The sequence below is a fragment of the Pseudidiomarina gelatinasegens genome (assembly GCF_004025325.1).
Classification (GTDB): Bacteria; Pseudomonadota; Gammaproteobacteria; order Enterobacterales; family Alteromonadaceae; genus Pseudidiomarina; species Pseudidiomarina gelatinasegens.
The window spans coordinates 227,338-243,851 of the sequence record NZ_RSFE01000004.1; the positions used below are offsets into that span (position 1 = coordinate 227,338).

The window sequence follows — 16,514 nt, forward strand, 5'->3', positions numbered from 1 at the left end:
TTTTTATTCGAATTTATTCGAAGTCGGTGTTTAAGACATCGCCATACGAAGTTTCTTCATGGCATTGGCTTCAAGTTGACGAACACGCTCAGCGGATACCTGATATTTATCGGCAAGTTCTTGCAGCGTGGTTTTGTTGTCATCGTCTAACCACCGTGCGCGCACGATATCTTGGCTACGCTCATCAAGGGTGTTAATCGCCGACAACAAACGTTTTTGGGTATGCGATTCCCACTGCTCGTTTTCAACTTCTTCAGCTAAGTCTGAACGTTTATCTTCTAAATACTGAGCTGGAGAATAAGTGCCACCATCTTTGGCGTCATCGTCATCTGAACTGAGTTCAAATGCTTGGTCGTGGGCACTCATACGAGCTTCCATCTCCATTACTTCTTTTGTGCTTACGCCCAAAGTTTCAGCAACAGTGCTCACTTCTTCATGCGTAAACCAACCCAAGCGCTTTTTCATTTTGCGCAAGTTAAAGAACAACTTACGTTGCGCCTTGGTCGTCGCAATTTTGACCATGCGCCAGTTTTTCAGCACATACTCGTGAATTTCAGCTTTGATCCAATGCACCGCGAATGAAACCAATCGTACACCCACTGATGGGTCGAAACGACGGACCGCTTTCATCAGACCAATATTTCCTTCTTGAATCAAATCAGCTTGAGGCAGGCCATAACCTGAGTAGCCGCGGGCAACATGCACAACAAAACGCAGGTGCGACATAATGAGCTGACGAGCAGACTCTAGGTCGTCCTGTTCTTGTAAACGCGTAGCCAGTTCGCGCTCTTCCTCAGCCGACAGCATAGGAATGCGATTTACTGTTGAAATATACGCTTCTAGGCTGCCACCCGACTGCGGGACAGCTAACGCCATACTGGTAATCTCAGAGCTCATGCAACAACATCCTCTCTTACTGGTGTCTACACAACATTATCCAGACACTCATCAGACCTTTTTTCGGTCTGGAAGTTCCCTCATTCTAGCAAAACTGGCGCTGCTGACAATGACTGCTTTGGGATGATTTTTTTGTCTCACTATTACCCATATGGGGATAGTTTATTGTGGTTCAATAGTACGTACATGTTTTCTTACTGCAATGTACGAACCCAATAATCCCAAACCAATCGCCAGCAACCATAACACCAGCATTTCATTAAAAGTCAGCCCTACTAAGGAAAATTGACTCTCATACAATTCACTAATATCGGTCACTGCGCCAGAAATCCATAAAATCATTACGGCTGTCGCCAACCAAGCGATCAACCCACCGACAAAACCATACCACACTCCGGTGTATAAAAACGGCCGTTGAATGTAACCATCCGTTGCGCCGACTAATTTCATCACCATGATTTCGTCGCGCTTACTGTTAATATTGAGCCGAATAGTATTGCCAACAATTAAAACCACCGCAATACACAACAATGCAGCTAACGCTAACAACCCGTCACGTACCAAATTTAAGAGCGCTTCAAGCCGTTGCAACCAGTCTAAGTCAAGCCGAACTTGCTCAACTTCGCGCTCATTGCGCATTTGCTGCGCCAGTTGCTGGGCTTGCGCTGTACCGCGTTTATTGGCTACCGGAGTAACTAATAAAACATCAGGTAGCGGGTTATTGCTCAGCGCATCTAAGGCCTCGCCAAAACCTGATTCCTCACGAAATTCTTGCAAAGCCTCGTTTTTGTCTATCCAGCGAACACGTTCAATGTCATTCGACAAACTAAGTCGTTTATGAAACGTCGATACTTCTTGCTGGCTTAAATTTTTACGCAAAAATAAGGTTATTTCTGAAGCGTGCTGCCAATCGGCACCAATGGCTTCGGTATTTTTAACCACAACATACAAGGTTGCCGGTAAGGTCAGACTCAAACCAAGCACTGCCATCGTCATCAAACTTGCCATTGGATAACGGGCCAGCTCGCCTAAGCTTGCCACAGCTTGTTGCACATTATGCACCCAGAACATGACAAAACGGCGAAAGCCAGAAATTTTTACCTGTTTGGCGCCTTGCTGACGTGAGCGGAACAGTAAACTCATGGTTTAACTCTCCTGCAAGCCATCGTTGATCATCCGTCCGTCACGCAGAGTTAGCGTGCGATAACGCAGCCGCGCAATCAAACCCAAGTCGTGGGTCGCAATCAGTACCGACACGCCCACCCGGTTAAATTCTTCGAACAAGCGAATGATTTCCATCGACAACTTCGGATCTAAATTACCGGTTGGTTCGTCGGCCAACAATAACGGCGGCTTATTCACCACCGCGCGGGCAATGCCAACGCGTTGTTGTTCGCCCCCAGAAAGCATCATCGGGTAATGGCGCAACTTGTCGCCTAACCCTACTTTTTCGAGCGAAGCTTGCACACGCTTGCGCGCTTCTTGCATGCTATACCCTTCAATTAGCAGGGGCAGCGCTACATTATCGAGAACGGTTTTATCCATTAACAGGCGGTGATCTTGAAAAATCATGCCAATGTCACGGCGGGCATAAGGAATCTGGCGCGCGTTGATGCGCTTCAAGTCGTGGCCGTTAATTAACACGCGCCCAGCCGTTGGCCGTTCCATCATGCTTATTAGTTTAAGCAGGGTACTTTTACCCGCTCCAGAGTGGCCGGTTAGAAAAGCCATTTCGCCACGCTCAAGGTGAAAACTCACGTTGTTGAGTGCTTGAAATCCGCCTGGGTACGTTTTACTAACCTGCTCAAATTTAATCATGACGATTGCGTCTCGTTAAGTTCGCGTTGGAACAAGGCGTCAACAAACTCACGTGCCGCAAACGGCCTTAAGTCATCAATGCCTTCACCCACACCAATATAGCGGATTGGAATGTTAAATTGATCAGCAATTGCAAAAATAACACCGCCTTTTGCAGTGCCATCCAGTTTGGTAAGGGTAATTCCACTTACACCCACGGCTTCAGTAAATAATTTCGCCTGACTAATCGCATTCTGTCCAGTGCCAGCATCCAGGGTCAGCATCACCTCATGGGGTGCGGACTCATCAAGTTTGCGCATAACGCGCACAACTTTTTTCAACTCGTCCATTAAATGCGCTTTGTTTTGCAAGCGCCCGGCCGTATCCGCAATCAATACATCAACACCGCGCGCACGCGCTGCTTCAACGGCGTCATAAATAACCGACGCGCTGTCTGCACCTGTATGCTGCGCAACAACTGGAATATCATTGCGCTGCCCCCACACTTGCAACTGTTCCACCGCTGCGGCACGAAAGGTGTCGCCTGCAGCCAGCATTACTGACTTTCCTTCACGTTTAAATTGCTGAGCCAGTTTCCCAATGGTGGTGGTTTTACCCACACCATTCACACCCACCATAAGAATAACGAATGGGCCTTTCTGGTCACGCGGAATTGCAAGCGGTTGCGCAACGGGCGTTAAAATTTCGGTCATGTTTTCTTGCAATAGCTGATACAGCGCGCTGGCATCGTGCAGTTGCTTACGGCCGGCTTGTTCGGTCAAGCGTTCAACTATTTTTAATGTGGTCGGTACACCAATGTCTGCTGTTAGTAACTGCGTTTCTAGCTCTTCAAACAGTTCATCATCAATTTTTTTATCTTTGAATATACCCCACAGGCCATCACCTATTGCAGAAGAGGTTTTGCGCAGGCCCGAGGTAAGACGGTTCCATAAATTTGCTTTCGGCTTAACTTCCGCAGCCTTAGACTCAGCAGTTACCTGTGCACAAATTTCTGCAGCATCCGGCGCGGCAACTTCCGCCATAGAGGGTTCTTCTGGCAATGGGTGGGCGGAGTCAGTTTCAGCCTGCTGTTCGGTGTCATTGGACTTGTTTTTACGAAATAGAGAAAAGAAAGATCCTTTGGCCATGCCTGCTTTACCTTTGGAAGTTCGCTGCTGCTCGGTTTACAATGCGCACAGTTTAACACGTCAAATAAAAGAAGGCTTACTTTAGCATGCCGCGAAGCTCGTACAAGCAGAAAAGCAAAGCTGCCAGTTCACGCACCCCCAACGTTAATAAAGGGCGCGGCGAATTGCGAATTATTGGTGGCCAATTGCGCGGCCGCAAGCTGGCTATCGCCGATGTGCCTGGGCTGCGACCCACAACTGACCGAGTGCGAGAAACCGTGTTTAATTGGTTGCAGTTTGAGCTCGCTCAGCAGCGTTGCCTTGATTTGTTTGCCGGTAGTGGTGCACTTGCCTTTGAAGCACTTTCTCGTGGCGCCAGCGAAGTGATTTTGATAGAACAAGATAGCCAGGCCGCACGGTTATTGGCGCATCATGCACAAATACTATCTGCTGCGGTTGCCGGACAGGCGCTGGTGCAATGCGCTGACACCTTAGCTTTTTTGCAACAGCGCCCAAGCTCACCGTTTCAGGTGGTATTTATTGACCCGCCCTTCGGAATAGGCCTCGTCGACCGCAGTATAGAGCTACTTGAGCAAAACAATTGGTTGGCTGCTGGTAGCTGGGTATACATTGAAAGCGAACGGGATTTAACACCCACCGTGCCCAGTCATTGGCACTTGCACCGCGAAAAAAACGCGGGGCAAGTTACCTTCCGATTATATACGGTTTCATAGTTTAACAATTTGAGGTAATGCATATGGGAACTGCCGTTTGGCTTGGCCGACTCGTTTTCGCAATTATTTGGGGCGTTATGCTAGCCAATTTGGTGGCGCCATTTCCGGATAAGCTATTCGCTTTCTTTCTATTCTTAATGGTGCTGTTGATTGCGCTGCATTTGATTCAGTTGCTGATGTTCGCAACCGTTTATAAAGACCACATGCAATGGCGTCGTGGCGACTATTGGCAGATTGTGCTGTTCGGTGTAATTGGTTGGCTTGCTATAGTGCGCGCGCAGCCGGCACGCACACAGCAGCATGCACCAAAAACTTAGTCTTCTGAGACGTTTTCGTCTGACATATTCACGCCGATGTTGGACACGCCTTCATCGGTAACCATTGCGCGCGCTTGGCTCACCAATTCTTTGGTGGGTTTGTCCGTGGCTGCGGCAACGGTTTCAAGATAATTAAGTATCGCTTGCTGCACTTCTATTTCGTATTGCACCAGCTCATGCTCGCGCAATAGTTTACGGCGTTCTTGAGCATCAAGCTCAGCACCTTCAGTGAGCTCGAGAAACTTAGCAACTCCGGCTTGAGAAACCTTAGCAACACTCACCAAGTCGGCACTATTTTGGTCCAGCAAGCCCTGCAGTAAGGTACTTATTGCCGTACAGGCATCCATAGCGGGATACACGCCCAGCATATCGTGTCCGTGTTCGCTTGGGGTTACGTCATCTACCTTTTCTTGCCAGCGCGCAAAGTTAACTTTCACGCTTTTTTCCTGCCATACCCAGTCCCAGCACGCATTGAGTGCGCCGTGCAGTGGCTTTGGATCACCGAAACCAGTAACATGGTGAAATAGCTCATAATTAGGCACCATGCGCTGGCACAGGTACAAGGCCATCACGGTTTGGTAGGCCATGGGCAGAGCACGAATGCGATCGAACGTGTTTAAAACCATAATAACCCCAAGTTCGTTAGTCGTTTTTTATCTTTGAGGTAGTATACGCTTTATGACTTCGCAACTCGACTATTCTCACATTGTAACAGCCGCTGAGCGCCTTGCGCCTATGGTGCGACGCACCACGGTGCTTGTCAGCTTAAAGCTCAACGAGGCATTGAACGCGCAAGTGTGGCTCAAATGCGAACATTTGCAGCACACCGGTGCATTTAAGTTTCGTGGCGCATGCAATGCCCTGTTGCAACTCACTGATGAAGAACGCGCACGTGGCGTGTATACGGTGTCTTCCGGTAATCACGGCGCCGCGCTTGCTGCTGCCGGTAAACAGTTAGGTATTAAGGTTCGGGTTGGCGTGGCGGCAAATGCCTCTCCCGTAAAGCGTGCCAATATGGCCAAGTATGATGCTGAACTGATCACCATCGAACCCGGCATGGCAGCCCGCGAAGCTTTTGTGGCTGCGCAACAGTCAACCGGCAAAAGCTTCGTGCCGCCCTACAACCACCCGCACATTTGGCAGGGGCAAGGCACTGCGGCGCACGAACTCTTAAACGAACAACCTGATCTTGATTGTATTATTGCGCCATTAGGTGGCGGTGGGCTGCTTAGTGGCACCGCTATTGCGGCGCAAGCTAACGGCGTTAAACGGGTTTATGGCGTAGAACCGGAGCTGGCAGCCGATGGCCAGGCGTCGTTCCAAACCGGTGTGCTGCAACCTGCTATGCCACCGATGAGTATTTGCGATGGCTTACTGACCAGTGTTGGTGACAAGACGTTTCCGATTATTCGTGCGTTAGTGAATGATGTGTTGGTGGTTTCTGACAGCGAGGCTTTGGCTGCACAAAAGTTGGTTTTTGAATTGACTGAGCAGTGGATTGAGCCTTCATCAGCAACTGTGATTGCCGCGATAAAACGCTATCCAGAATTATTTGCGAAGCAACGTATTGGGGTAATCATTAGCGGCGGCAACATTGCGCCACCAGCCGCTTAAAGCTATTTTGCGAACAACTGGCCAAGATCATGAAAGGCTTTGAATTCAAGCGCATTACCGCTGAAGTCATAAAAGAACATGGTGGCTTGTTCGCCGGGTTGGCCTTTAAAACGAATATGCGGCTCAATCACAAACTCTATACCTGCGGCTTGAACGCGTTCCGCTAGCTGGTGCCAGTCGTTCATGGTTAATACCACGCCGAAGTGCGGTACCGGCACGTCGTGACCATCCACCGGATTGCGATGCGCAACCCCTGCCCGTTCAGGTGCTAAATGCGTCACAAACTGGTGACCGAAGAAATTCCAGTCTACCCATTGTGCGCTGCTGCGCCCTTCTGATAAACCAAGAATATCACCATAAAACTGACGGGCCTTGCCAATGTCATGCACTGGCACGGCCAAATGAAAGGGTTGTAATGTGGTTTGCATAAACGGCTTCGCAAATTCCTAATCAGATAATGTTTATTTAACGGCTACCATCGGTGCTGACTTGCGCCACATGCGCATTCCAACTGTAACCATTAATATCATCCAGTTCAGCGGTGGTACCAGACCACACGCCAATACGGCAAGCATATTCCACAATGGTTGGCGCTGATACTGCCCGACCAACACATAGAACAACAACGCCGCCAATAACCCTTGTAGTAGAAAAAGGCTTATAGGCATATTATGTTCCCTGTACTTTTGTTTTTGTTGTGGGAATTAGCCTACCGTATCTTCATGAAATTGTAAAAGAGTGTTAATGCGCCTGAAATATCAGGCGCTTAGAGCACAATCTAAGTCCGCGATCAGGTCCTCAATGTCTTCGATACCTACCGAAATACGCACAAAGTTATCCAAAATACCCAACTTTTCGCGATTTTCTTTAGGAATGGACGCGTGTGTCATAATCGCTGGATGTTCAATCAAGCTTTCCACCCCACCCAGACTTTCTGCCAACGCAAAAATTTCAACGGCTTCTAAGAAACGGCGCGCTTTTTCAAGATCACCCTTCAACAAAATTGAAATCATGCCACCAAATCCGCTCATCTGCTTTTTGGCAAGTTCATACTGCGGATGGCTTGGTAAGCCGGGATAGATAACTTTTTCTACTTGCGGATGTTGTTCCAGCCACTGGGCTAACTGCAACGCCGCTTCGTTGTGGTGCTTCATACGTAATGCCAGCGTTTTAACGCCCCGCAAAGCCAAATAACTGTCAAATGGCCCTGCTACTGCGCCCACCGAGTTTTGCAGGAAGAGCATTTTTTCTACCAGCTCATCATTATCACCAACAACCGCGATGCCGCCGACCATATCTGAATGGCCGTTCAAGTATTTGGTGGCCGAGTGCATGACAATGTCAGCACCAAGCTCTAACGGACGCTGATTGAATGGCGTAGCAAAGGTGTTATCGACCACGACAATAATATTATGTTTCTTCGCAATTGCCGCAACTGCTGCGATATCAACCAACTTCAACATTGGGTTGCTTGGCGTTTCAATCCATACCATACGGGTTTTCGGTGTGATGGCGGCTTCAACAGCAGCGAGATCAGTTAAATCCACGTACGAAAACTCAAGCCCTGCGGAACGGCCCCGCACCTTGTCGAATAACCGGAACGTGCCGCCATAAAGGTCATCCATGGCAACCACATGATCACCACTGTCGAGTAATTCCATGATTGTCGACGTTGCAGCCATGCCCGACGCAAACGCCAAGCCTTGCTGGCCACCTTCTAAATTTGCTACCGCACGCTCCCAAGCAAATCGTGTTGGATTGTGTGAGCGCGAATATTCAAAGCCTTTATGTACGCCTGGGCTTTCCTGAATATAGGTTGAGCTGGTGAAAATTGGCGGCATAACGGCGCCAGTTGCCGGTTCAGGTGACTGGCCGCCATGAATGGCGCGTGTTGCGAATTTCATATTTTTTGCATCTGCCATGTTACTTCTCCAGCAAGTTTTGAGCGGCCATCCACTCATCGTTATAAAGTTTTGAAAGGTAGCGATTGCCGGTGTCGCACGCGAGAGTTACAACGCGCTTCGGCTCCGTTTGCTCGCGGCAGTAACGCAATGCGGCAGCAATCAGGGTGCCACTTGATGAGCCGACCATAACGCCCTCGTTCACCAATAATTCACGGGCGGTATTGAAGGCTTCTTTGTCGCTTATTGCATAGGCTTTGTTGGCAAGTTTGATTTCACAAATATCTGGCACAAAGTCTTCACCGATGCCCTCAACCAACCAGCTGCCCGCTTCGACTGTTTCGTTGCGGTTAATCATGGGCTCGAGTATTGAGCCGTCAGGGTCCGCCAGCACCAAATCAATGTTGGCATTGTGTTCGCGCAAATAACGACCGATACCGGTGAGCGTGCCCCCTGAACCTACACCGCAAACAAAGGCATCTAAGTTGCCTTCCATTTGCTGCCAAATCTCTGGCCCTGTACTGGTGTAATGCGCTTCAACGTTGGCTGGGTTGGTGAACTGGTTGACATAAAAGTAACCATTTTCTTCCGCCAAACGCGCGGCCATATCCTGATAGTATTCTGGATGCCCCTTTTGCACGTCAGAGCGCGTGCGCACCACGTCTGCACCCATTGCTTTAAGGTTATTCACTTTTTCGGCGGACATTTTATCCGGCATGACAATTTTTAACGGGTAGCCCTTGCTGCCCGCCACTAAAGCAAGGCCCAAACCGGTGTTGCCAGCCGTTGCTTCAATAATGGTCATGCCCGGCTTTAACGCACCTGACTTTTCGGCCGCTTCAATCATACTCACTGCAATGCGGTCTTTAATGGAACCACCTGGATTCATCAGCTCAAGCTTCAAGTACAGCTCGCAGGGGCCGGTGTCGGTGTTGGTGACTTTAACCATCGGTGTGTTGCCGATCATTTCCAGAACATTTTGGTAAACATGCATGATTATCGCGTCCGTTTCTTTAAATTCGTTAAAATTTGCGCTCAATGGTCGCCATTATCGCACGATGCCCTGTTTTATAGCAAAGAGACCTGTGGCAAAGTAACTACACATTTTCGAATATCAAATAACAGGAAAGCATGATGATACGCACTCCTTTTGCAATTGGTTCAACGGGTATGGCCACACTAGCAATGAGCACATTGTTACTGGCGGCATGTGCACCAGCAGAGCAAACACCCGCAGCGCAGGACTATGTTGCCGAGCAAACGGCGTTCATGGATGCTTTTCGCCCTTACTGCGGGCAAGCTTTCGCTGCTACGATTGTCGAAGATAACCAACCCAGCGCGGCTTGGGATTATCCATTAGTTGTACACGTGCGTGATTGCGAAGACAACGTGGTGCGTATGCCATTGCATGTGGGTGATGACCGTTCACGCACTTGGGTGTTGACGCAGCATGGCGGTTATATCGATTTTCAACACATTCATTTGCATGAAGACGGCAGCGCAGACGCCGTTTCGCCTTATGGCGGACAAACACTTGCCGCTGGCAGCGCAACCATGCAGGCATTCCCTGTTGACGAAGCAAGCAAAAAGCTATTCGTTGAAAATGGCCTTGATGTGTCCATCACCAACACTTGGACCATAAGCTTTGTTGACGATCAAACCATGAGCTATAAACTCTCGCGCCCGGGCCGTATATTTGAAGTGCATGTGGACTTGAGTCAGCCCATTGATGTTCCGCCACCAGCCTGGGGCTATCAGCAATAGCTTGGTATACGTTTAAGCATGAATTTGAACCTAGGAACCCTTTTGTATGATCGATTTACGCAGTGACACGGTAACCCGGCCAACGGCCGCAATGCGAGCCGCCATGGCTGCTGCACCGGTTGGCGATGATGTGTTTGGTGACGACCCCACAATTAATGCGTTGCAACAGCGCATGGCTGCATTGGCCGGAAAGGAAGCAGCGCTTATTGCCAGCAGTGGCACGCAAACCAATTTATTAGCACTACTCAGTCACTGTCAGCGGGGCGAAGAATATCTGGTTGGTCAGGAGTACCACACCTACCGCTACGAAGCGGGCGGGGCTGCAGTGCTTGGCGGTATTGTGCCGCAACCGTTTGAGGTAGAAGCTGACGGTACTTTAAATTTGGCGGCCGTAGAAAAGCGGATTAAACCGGATGACCCACATTTTCCAATCACCCGTTTGCTGTCGCTTGAAAATACGCATACAGGCCGCGTCATTCCGCAAGACTATATGCTTAAAGCGCGTCGCTTATGTGACAAGCACGGGCTAAAATTACACCTTGATGGCGCACGTGTATTTAACGCCTGTGTTGCAACGCAACAGCCTTTAGCTGAACTGGCGGCGCCCTTTGATAGCGTGTCTATTTGCTTTTCAAAAGGTTTGGGCACACCCATAGGGTCGGTTCTGGTTGGCTCAAAGAAATTTATTGAGCGCGCGCACCGCTGGCGCAAAATGCTTGGGGGCGGTATGCGTCAAGCGGGTATTATCGCAGCGGCAATGGACTATGCCTTGGACCATCATATTGAGCGTTTAGCTGATGATCACAAGCATGCCCAGTTACTGCATGACGGTTTGAGCCAACTTGACGGTATTCGCGTTGAACCTGCACAAACCAATATGGTTTACGTGAATTTCGACTCGCTAGAACAAGCCTTAAAAGTGAGTGATTACTTACTTGAGCATAACGTAATAACTGCACGCTCAGCGCGGATGCGCCTTGTCACCCATCTCGATGTGCAGTCCGACGACATTGGCCACATTGTCACGCTGTTTAAACAAGCTCTACAACGTATTTAATTGATGCAGCAACCGGTCCAGCGCTCGAAAACTGAGCGCTTCGGCCAAATGTTGACGTGAAATCGTATCCACTTCCGCCAAATCTGCAATGGTTCGTGCCAAACGTAACAACCGGTGATAAGCGCGGTGTGAAAGTTTAAACTGCTCAATGGCTGCGACCAAAAAACTGTGGTCGGCGTCTTCTAATTGGCAGAATTCTGCCAATTGAGAGGGCTTTAATTCGCTGTTCAAGCAGCCCTGCCGCTCGAGTTGTGTTGCCCGAGCTTCATCAACCCACCCCCGCCAGGTTGGTGTTAAGGGCTCTTGCTGCTGGTGTTGTTGCCTCAACACATCCGGTTGGCGCGGCACCTCCACTTGCATGTCGATACGATCTAACAACGGCCCGGAAAGCTTGCCAAGGTACTTAGTAATTTGGTCGGGTGTTGCCCGTGCACTGGCTAAGTTGCCATCAAAATGTCCGCATGGTGACGGATTCAAAGCGCATACCAGTTGAAACTGCGCTGGATACGTTACTTGATGACCAGCGCGGCTAATGGTCACTACGCCTGACTCAAGCGGCTCGCGCAAGGAGTCCAGCACATGACGGGCAAATTCGGGCAACTCATCAAGGAATAACAGCGATCGGTGCGCAAGTGATATCTCGCCCGGTTGCGGCGGCGAGCCACCACCAACCAGTGCTGCAGCTGAACAGGAATGGTGCGGCGCTCGCAAAACCCGTTGTTGCCAATGGGTGCTGCGCAAGGTGCCACTAACCGAACGAATTGCTGCTACCGCAAGCCCATCGCGCTCATCCAGTTGCGGTAACAGCCCGAGCAAGCGCTGCGCGAGCATCGTTTTCCCGGTACCCGGCGGCCCCACAAATAATAAATGGTGCCCACCGGTTGCAGCCAACAGCAAGGCGCGTTTGGCCTGCTCTTGCCCGATAACGTCAGCGACATCGCCACAAGAAAGGTTCGGCTCTTGTTTCGGTTGTGCTTGAATGTACGGTAATTTAGAGGGGCTGGTTAGGTGCTCGAAAACATCGCGCAAACTAATGGCTGCAACACATTGCTGCACGCTGAGAACCGCAGCTTCTTCAGCATTGTCGAGCGGAATAACCGCTTCACGCCCTTCGTCGCGACAGCTCAGCACGGCCGGAAGTATCCCCATCACTTCCCGCAAGTCGCCGTTGAGTGTCAGTTCACCATAGAATTCACGCCCAGCCACTGAGCGCTCTGAAATTTGACCATCAGCAACTAAGATTCCTATCGCGATAGCTAAGTCATACCGAGCTCCGTATTTGGGTAAATCCGCCGGTGCTAAGTTCACCGTGATTTTTGTCGCTTTGGGAAAACTATACCCGCTAGCCAGAATTGCAGAACGCACCCGATCACGTGCTTCACGCACCCCTGCTTGCGGCAACCCAACCACAGCAAACCCCGGCAATCCGCCTGCCAAACAAACTTCTACCGTCACTAACGGCGCATCAATGCCTTGTGTAGCGCGTGTAAACACACGCGCTATTGAAACAGCTTTACCTGCCATCACGGCCCTCCTTGGCTTTACTAGTAAAACTATAGCAGTGAACGAGAAACGGGTTGTATTGGTGATGTCACAATGTGGTGTACGATGTTGGATGATTCATCGCTATAACCTAGGGCATCGGCAAGATAGTGAGTTTTACGAAGTTATACGTTATAAAAAGCAAAAAAAACGTACGAGCGAGGCTTTCTGTTCAAATTAACTTTTACCACCAACCTAATAATCCATCCCCGATAACTTTGCCTCGTTCCTTGGGTGAAAGTGCATAAAACTTCTTTTCGTCATCCTTAGTTTTAAGAGAAAGTTTATGCATTGTGAAGCAAAGACAAAAATAAGGTATGAACAAGCCAATTGAAATTGCCACGAAAAAGGTAGCTTTTTCAATACCAGTGCCTTTCACACCAAAAATAACAATAGGTAAACCTATACCAACCAAGGGCCAAAGCAGGTTCTTATACGCGGTAAACAATGCTGACACTAGCACCTGCTTGTTCAAAAAGTTCCTTGAAAAATAGCTACCTTCACTCATCAACAGCCTCCATCTTTTTTAATACATGTACTATTACTTTGAGTACTTTCAGATTGTTGGTTCAAATACTCCATACCTTTTTGAGCCATTGTTCCTGCTGGTACTGGACTAGTAACACTATCAACGACTTTAGCGTGACCTGCTGCCATTCTGCGCGGTGCTATTGAGTTTCCCGCTGCTGAGTGGCTGCAAGATTTAGTGGTTTATAAGATCGCACCTAACCGTTGAAATGAATTTGTTCGCAAATTTTGCATCAGAAAAATAAACTTCAAAATACGTTGTATCGAAGAGCCTTACTTCGAACAGAGCGCCTTCATTTTCCGAATATGGCATGTCCTCGGTAAAATGCTTAGCTTTGAAATTTTTGGGCAAATTCCTCTTTTCAAAGCCTAATAATATTCCAGAGAAAAATTGATCGATGCCACTCAGTACTTCTACTGTTTTAACTTCGTCCCCCAAATACATTGGGGTTCCAGGTTCTCCAACAACGCCGGTACTCCAAACTAAGTCCGAGGCGTACCATACTGTACCAGTATGAAGTTCGTTCAATTTCTGCAAAAGTAAAGCTGTTTGTCTTCCAGTACAGCATACTTCACTTCCGTCCAGCTCGTGTCCCACCACCCGAAAGCCCAACTGCGGTCTTTTATCAATATTCATCTTTTAATTCCTAACAAGTAGATTTTTTTATTCGACTAAGGGCTTTGTGTACCAACGACGCTTTAACCACACAAGATTCGTTCGATTGACCAACTTCCATACCAATGGTTCTCATATTAATTGCATTAATAATATTGTAAATAACATTGAAATAACAAACGGTTGGCTATACGGTTCCAGATGCTATTGTTATCTGCCAAGGACGATGAGGTTGCTTCAACGTTAGGCGGCCACGAAACACATAAAGGATTATTCATGCTAAGAATTTTTTTATTTATTTTTTCAATAGCTCTCATCTCTGGATGCGGTGCTGGCGATGAAGATAAGCCTGACGAGCGCCCGCCAACGATCGAGGTCGTCGATCGCGATGTCCAATATCTTGATTCCTACTGGCTGCCGGGCGGTCGAAACTATGCAGTTCACGAGAACTCCCTAGCTATCAGCCACAATGCTGGTGTCAGCCTATTAGATATCAACGAATCCGGATTGGTTGAAAGCGAAATCCAGGTATCCTCAACTGGATCCATTAATATTGCCACGTTAGAAAATGGCGATATTGCAACCTTGATGGTCAACCATGTGCGTGTTAACCGCATAGAAAGCGATATGTTTGATGTCATCTACATGACTGAAGACTCCCCTGATTTAAGCGCTGTGATATTCGAGTCATTTGGCAATTGCGCTTACTGGGTGGACAAGAGTTCTCCAGACGAAGTGCAGCGTTATACAATCAAGGAAGTATGTGTTGACAGTCAAGGGCTCACCACTCAGGACATTAGGTATCAAACGGAAAACTGGATTAATAATGTTTATGCTTTAGAAGATGGTTCCATAGTGGTTTTTGAAAGCCTTGGAGGCCCTCAAAAAATAAGCTTACTCAGTAGCGAGTTTGAGCTCCTCGATGAATATACTACGACAGATAAGCTCTATGGATTTGATATCGAGTTGCGTGATGACACGCTATTTTTTACAGGTTTTGCTACTGTCTGGAAGATGGGCGTTTCTTTCAACGGACTTTCCGAGCCAAAACTTTTTCATGAAACAGTCAACCCAACAAGTTCGAACGGAACAAACAGAGTTGCGGTTCACGATAAAGGCGTACTCCTCGCCAACAATAACTTCATTTATGCATACAACCTCAACGGCGACGACGTTACAGAAATATATCGAATTGACGTTGAGAAAACTATTGAAGCTCTCGTTGTGTATAAGAACTTTTTGATTGTTTCCTATTGGGATAACGTCGACTTTGAAATATACAGGATAAGTGACCTTATTTAGTTAAGAGAGCTAATCACAGCCTTTAATTACTGAACAAATTAACTACCCACGAACTTAGAATACAACCGGTGGTGATGTACCCATTACGCTAGTGCAGTGGAATTGATTACAACACCCTCCGCAAGAGCCGAGCTTTCTAGTCAACAAATTAAGGAAGCTCGAAATTCTTTCTATGCCTGTGAATCTTGCAAAGCTTATCGTCGCAGAACTCAAGCTTAAGTACATTGTTAAAAGAAGCTCTGAAATAAAACTCCCAAGTGTCCTTTCGTGCAAACTCTCCAAAACCCTCCTCATGAAATAAGGGGCTTACCATTACGTCAAAATCAGGCGAAGTAGCCACATAAGGCGCAATACTTTCATTAGATTTGATTTGAATGAAAATATTACCGTTTCCCTTTAATTGTGAAAGAGCTTTTGGAAGTGACTTATATACTTCTTGCTTTGAACTCCCAATTTCAAAATTGTACGCGCTGCCTTTGACCACTGTAGTATCAATATAAGTGAACCACAGATATGCTGGGTACATTAAAGCTAAACATATTAAAATAACTATCCCTGTTTTAATTGTCATTGATTGTCCTCTTTAAACTTACCTCCATTATGGACACTTGCTCCCGGTTGCCTTCTATCATTGTCTAAAGATGGCGAACCCCGTCAGCTTTATTAGCGCTCTCTATGGAAAACGGCATTTATTAGTTGAATTCAAGTTACCTTAATTTAGATCAAAATTTAGAGTTCCTTTCACGAAATACCCACGACATGTCTGCCCTTGTTGATAAGTCATCTTTCGTTTGAAATACTTTATTTACCTCTTCAACAGCAAAAGGCAATGAGGACATGCCGTTCATTCCAATTATTTCATTGGGATACATCAGCAATATTTGATGGCATTGTTCACCTGACTTTAGCTCAACACTTACTACACTTACATCTTGTTTAAACTCATCAAAAGGCCCATCCCGTTTTATTAAATCTAGATCTAAATATGAAGTCTTCATTTTTTAGCCTTTGTCGTTGTCGCGCATATTTAATCAACAGCTATTTCTTTTTATTCTGCTCCCAATACAAGTAACTTTTTTATTTTGATTCGACGGCTTTCATATGGCTATTGAAGAAGATACACAAATCACCAACCCTATGAAAAAATGTACAACTCTTAAAGATTTGTACTTACCACTGTTTGCATATAACGGCTCGCCAACATACAAAGTGTACATATTCTTATTCAAGATGAATAAATAAACCCATTGATAGCCAATCAAAAACAATATCCCCGCCCAGATCCAATCTTCTGACATCGGCCTTTCAGCTATATACA

General features: G+C 47.5%; 20 protein-coding genes. 6 read left to right on the forward strand and 14 right to left on the reverse strand.

The genetic code is table 11. The features are described from left to right. Window positions 1-30 precede the first annotated feature (30 nt). From rpoH to ftsY, 4 genes are all read right to left on the reverse strand, one after another. The gene (rpoH, locus tag EGC76_RS07090; protein WP_128352303.1) at window positions 31-897 is read right to left on the reverse strand and encodes an RNA polymerase sigma factor RpoH; all 867 of its coding nucleotides are present in this window, start codon (window positions 895-897) and stop codon (window positions 31-33) included. Window positions 898-1,059: 162 nt separating this feature from the next. Beyond that, window positions 1,060-2,040 (reverse strand): permease-like cell division protein FtsX, encoded by a 981-nt coding sequence (gene ftsX, locus EGC76_RS07095; RefSeq protein ID WP_128352304.1) that lies wholly within the window; start codon window positions 2,038-2,040, stop codon window positions 1,060-1,062. Window positions 2,041-2,043: 3 nt separating this feature from the next. Then, entirely contained in the window at window positions 2,044-2,715 is a 672-nt protein-coding gene (gene ftsE, locus EGC76_RS07100; RefSeq protein ID WP_128352305.1) for a cell division ATP-binding protein FtsE, read from the reverse strand. Beyond that, complete coding sequence (gene ftsY / locus EGC76_RS07105; RefSeq protein WP_128352306.1) at window positions 2,712-3,842, reverse strand: signal recognition particle-docking protein FtsY; 1,131 nt, start codon at window positions 3,840-3,842, stop codon at window positions 2,712-2,714. The genes ftsE and ftsY overlap by 4 nt, the downstream gene beginning before the upstream one ends. A gap of 86 nt (window positions 3,843-3,928) precedes the next feature. On the opposite strand from ftsY, the gene rsmD reads away from it, so the two are divergent. Both rsmD and EGC76_RS07115 read left to right on the forward strand, forming a co-directional pair. Then, window positions 3,929-4,555, forward strand: coding sequence for a 16S rRNA (guanine(966)-N(2))-methyltransferase RsmD (rsmD, locus tag EGC76_RS07110; protein WP_128352307.1), 627 nt, complete (start codon window positions 3,929-3,931; stop codon window positions 4,553-4,555). A 23-nt stretch (window positions 4,556-4,578) separates the two neighbouring features. After that, entirely contained in the window at window positions 4,579-4,872 is a 294-nt protein-coding gene (locus tag EGC76_RS07115; RefSeq protein ID WP_164876809.1) for a DUF1145 domain-containing protein, read from the forward strand. Here the strand turns inward: EGC76_RS07115 and EGC76_RS07120 are convergent. After that, the gene (locus EGC76_RS07120) at window positions 4,869-5,498 is read right to left on the reverse strand and encodes a YjaG family protein (RefSeq protein ID WP_246013922.1); all 630 of its coding nucleotides are present in this window, start codon (window positions 5,496-5,498) and stop codon (window positions 4,869-4,871) included. The two genes, EGC76_RS07115 and EGC76_RS07120, sit on opposite strands and share 4 nt — an antisense overlap. Before the next feature lie 52 nt (window positions 5,499-5,550). Between EGC76_RS07120 and EGC76_RS07125 the strand changes: the two genes are divergently transcribed. Continuing rightward, window positions 5,551-6,486, forward strand: a complete 936-nt coding sequence (locus tag EGC76_RS07125) for a threonine ammonia-lyase (protein WP_128352310.1) — start codon at window positions 5,551-5,553, stop codon at window positions 6,484-6,486. Window positions 6,487-6,488: 2 nt separating this feature from the next. Here EGC76_RS07125 and EGC76_RS07130 read toward each other — a convergent pair whose 3' ends face one another. The 4 genes from EGC76_RS07130 to EGC76_RS07145 all read right to left on the reverse strand — a co-directional run bounded on the left by EGC76_RS07130 (window position 6,489) and on the right by EGC76_RS07145 (window position 9,381). Then, window positions 6,489-6,914 carry a VOC family protein gene (locus EGC76_RS07130; RefSeq protein ID WP_128352311.1) on the reverse strand — a complete coding sequence of 142 codons (426 nt, stop codon included), beginning with the start codon at window positions 6,912-6,914 and terminating at the stop codon, window positions 6,489-6,491. A 33-nt stretch (window positions 6,915-6,947) separates the two neighbouring features. Continuing rightward, the gene (locus EGC76_RS07135) at window positions 6,948-7,154 is read right to left on the reverse strand and encodes a hypothetical protein (RefSeq protein WP_128352312.1); all 207 of its coding nucleotides are present in this window, start codon (window positions 7,152-7,154) and stop codon (window positions 6,948-6,950) included. A gap of 90 nt (window positions 7,155-7,244) precedes the next feature. Continuing rightward, a complete protein-coding gene (locus EGC76_RS07140) occupies window positions 7,245-8,408 on the reverse strand; it encodes a cystathionine gamma-synthase (protein ID WP_128352313.1) in 1,164 nt (387 codons plus the stop codon). 1 nt (window position 8,409) lies between these two features. Then, entirely contained in the window at window positions 8,410-9,381 is a 972-nt protein-coding gene (locus EGC76_RS07145) for a PLP-dependent cysteine synthase family protein (protein ID WP_128352363.1), read from the reverse strand. A gap of 140 nt (window positions 9,382-9,521) precedes the next feature. Between EGC76_RS07145 and EGC76_RS07150 the strand changes: the two genes are divergently transcribed. Together EGC76_RS07150 and ltaE are read left to right on the forward strand one after the other, a co-directional pair. Next, window positions 9,522-10,151: a hypothetical protein gene (locus EGC76_RS07150; RefSeq protein ID WP_164876810.1), complete on the forward strand. Its 630-nt coding sequence runs from the start codon at window positions 9,522-9,524 to the stop codon at window positions 10,149-10,151. A gap of 46 nt (window positions 10,152-10,197) precedes the next feature. Further along, window positions 10,198-11,208 carry a low-specificity L-threonine aldolase gene (gene ltaE / locus EGC76_RS07155; RefSeq protein WP_128352315.1) on the forward strand — a complete coding sequence of 337 codons (1,011 nt, stop codon included), beginning with the start codon at window positions 10,198-10,200 and terminating at the stop codon, window positions 11,206-11,208. Here ltaE and EGC76_RS07160 read toward each other — a convergent pair. The 3 genes from EGC76_RS07160 to EGC76_RS07170 all read right to left on the reverse strand — a co-directional run bounded on the left by EGC76_RS07160 (window position 11,194) and on the right by EGC76_RS07170 (window position 13,915). Continuing rightward, entirely contained in the window at window positions 11,194-12,732 is a 1,539-nt protein-coding gene (locus tag EGC76_RS07160) for a YifB family Mg chelatase-like AAA ATPase (RefSeq protein ID WP_128352364.1), read from the reverse strand. The two genes, ltaE and EGC76_RS07160, sit on opposite strands and share 15 nt — an antisense overlap. 202 nt (window positions 12,733-12,934) lie before the next feature. After that, a complete protein-coding gene (locus EGC76_RS07165; RefSeq protein ID WP_128352316.1) occupies window positions 12,935-13,258 on the reverse strand; it encodes a hypothetical protein in 324 nt (107 codons plus the stop codon). A gap of 195 nt (window positions 13,259-13,453) precedes the next feature. Then, window positions 13,454-13,915 carry a hypothetical protein gene (locus EGC76_RS07170; protein ID WP_128352317.1) on the reverse strand — a complete coding sequence of 154 codons (462 nt, stop codon included), beginning with the start codon at window positions 13,913-13,915 and terminating at the stop codon, window positions 13,454-13,456. A gap of 180 nt (window positions 13,916-14,095) precedes the next feature. Between EGC76_RS07170 and EGC76_RS07175 the strand changes: the two genes are divergently transcribed. Beyond that, window positions 14,096-15,196, forward strand: coding sequence for a hypothetical protein (locus tag EGC76_RS07175; RefSeq protein WP_128352318.1), 1,101 nt, complete (start codon window positions 14,096-14,098; stop codon window positions 15,194-15,196). A gap of 148 nt (window positions 15,197-15,344) precedes the next feature. Here the strand turns inward: EGC76_RS07175 and EGC76_RS07180 are convergent, their stop codons facing one another. Beyond that, a complete protein-coding gene (locus EGC76_RS07180) occupies window positions 15,345-15,767 on the reverse strand; it encodes a hypothetical protein (RefSeq protein WP_128352319.1) in 423 nt (140 codons plus the stop codon). Window positions 15,768-15,918: 151 nt separating this feature from the next. Beyond that, the gene (locus EGC76_RS07185; protein WP_128352320.1) at window positions 15,919-16,194 is read right to left on the reverse strand and encodes a hypothetical protein; all 276 of its coding nucleotides are present in this window, start codon (window positions 16,192-16,194) and stop codon (window positions 15,919-15,921) included. Between the last annotated feature and the right edge of the window lie 320 nt (window positions 16,195-16,514).

What these genes read in the sequence shown, in the direction of transcription:
- EGC76_RS07180 (WP_128352319.1), bottom strand. Translation starts at nt 15,767, where the DNA reads ATGACAATTAAAACAGGGATAGTTATTTTAATATGTTTAGCTTTAATG.
- EGC76_RS07130 (WP_128352311.1), bottom strand. Translation starts at nt 6,914, where the DNA reads ATGCAAACCACATTACAACCCTTTCATTTGGCCGTGCCAGTGCATGAC.
- EGC76_RS07160 (WP_128352364.1), bottom strand. Translation starts at nt 12,732, where the DNA reads ATGGCAGGTAAAGCTGTTTCAATAGCGCGTGTGTTTACACGCGCTACA.
- EGC76_RS07165 (WP_128352316.1), bottom strand. Translation starts at nt 13,258, where the DNA reads ATGAGTGAAGGTAGCTATTTTTCAAGGAACTTTTTGAACAAGCAGGTG.
- ftsE (WP_128352305.1), bottom strand. Translation starts at nt 2,715, where the DNA reads ATGATTAAATTTGAGCAGGTTAGTAAAACGTACCCAGGCGGATTTCAA.
- EGC76_RS07140 (WP_128352313.1), bottom strand. Translation starts at nt 8,408, where the DNA reads ATGGCAGATGCAAAAAATATGAAATTCGCAACACGCGCCATTCATGGC.
- ftsX (WP_128352304.1), bottom strand. Translation starts at nt 2,040, where the DNA reads ATGAGTTTACTGTTCCGCTCACGTCAGCAAGGCGCCAAACAGGTAAAA.
- EGC76_RS07170 (WP_128352317.1), bottom strand. Translation starts at nt 13,915, where the DNA reads ATGAATATTGATAAAAGACCGCAGTTGGGCTTTCGGGTGGTGGGACAC.
- ftsY (WP_128352306.1), bottom strand. Translation starts at nt 3,842, where the DNA reads ATGGCCAAAGGATCTTTCTTTTCTCTATTTCGTAAAAACAAGTCCAAT.
- ltaE (WP_128352315.1), top strand. Translation starts at nt 10,198, where the DNA reads ATGATCGATTTACGCAGTGACACGGTAACCCGGCCAACGGCCGCAATG.
- EGC76_RS07145 (WP_128352363.1), bottom strand. Translation starts at nt 9,381, where the DNA reads ATGCATGTTTACCAAAATGTTCTGGAAATGATCGGCAACACACCGATG.
- EGC76_RS07185 (WP_128352320.1), bottom strand. Translation starts at nt 16,194, where the DNA reads ATGAAGACTTCATATTTAGATCTAGATTTAATAAAACGGGATGGGCCT.
- EGC76_RS07175 (WP_128352318.1), top strand. Translation starts at nt 14,096, where the DNA reads ATGCTATTGTTATCTGCCAAGGACGATGAGGTTGCTTCAACGTTAGGC.
- EGC76_RS07125 (WP_128352310.1), top strand. Translation starts at nt 5,551, where the DNA reads ATGACTTCGCAACTCGACTATTCTCACATTGTAACAGCCGCTGAGCGC.
- rsmD (WP_128352307.1), top strand. Translation starts at nt 3,929, where the DNA reads ATGCCGCGAAGCTCGTACAAGCAGAAAAGCAAAGCTGCCAGTTCACGC.
- EGC76_RS07150 (WP_164876810.1), top strand. Translation starts at nt 9,522, where the DNA reads ATGATACGCACTCCTTTTGCAATTGGTTCAACGGGTATGGCCACACTA.
- rpoH (WP_128352303.1), bottom strand. Translation starts at nt 897, where the DNA reads ATGAGCTCTGAGATTACCAGTATGGCGTTAGCTGTCCCGCAGTCGGGT.
- EGC76_RS07120 (WP_246013922.1), bottom strand. Translation starts at nt 5,498, where the DNA reads ATGGTTTTAAACACGTTCGATCGCATTCGTGCTCTGCCCATGGCCTAC.
- EGC76_RS07115 (WP_164876809.1), top strand. Translation starts at nt 4,579, where the DNA reads ATGGGAACTGCCGTTTGGCTTGGCCGACTCGTTTTCGCAATTATTTGG.
- EGC76_RS07135 (WP_128352312.1), bottom strand. Translation starts at nt 7,154, where the DNA reads ATGCCTATAAGCCTTTTTCTACTACAAGGGTTATTGGCGGCGTTGTTG.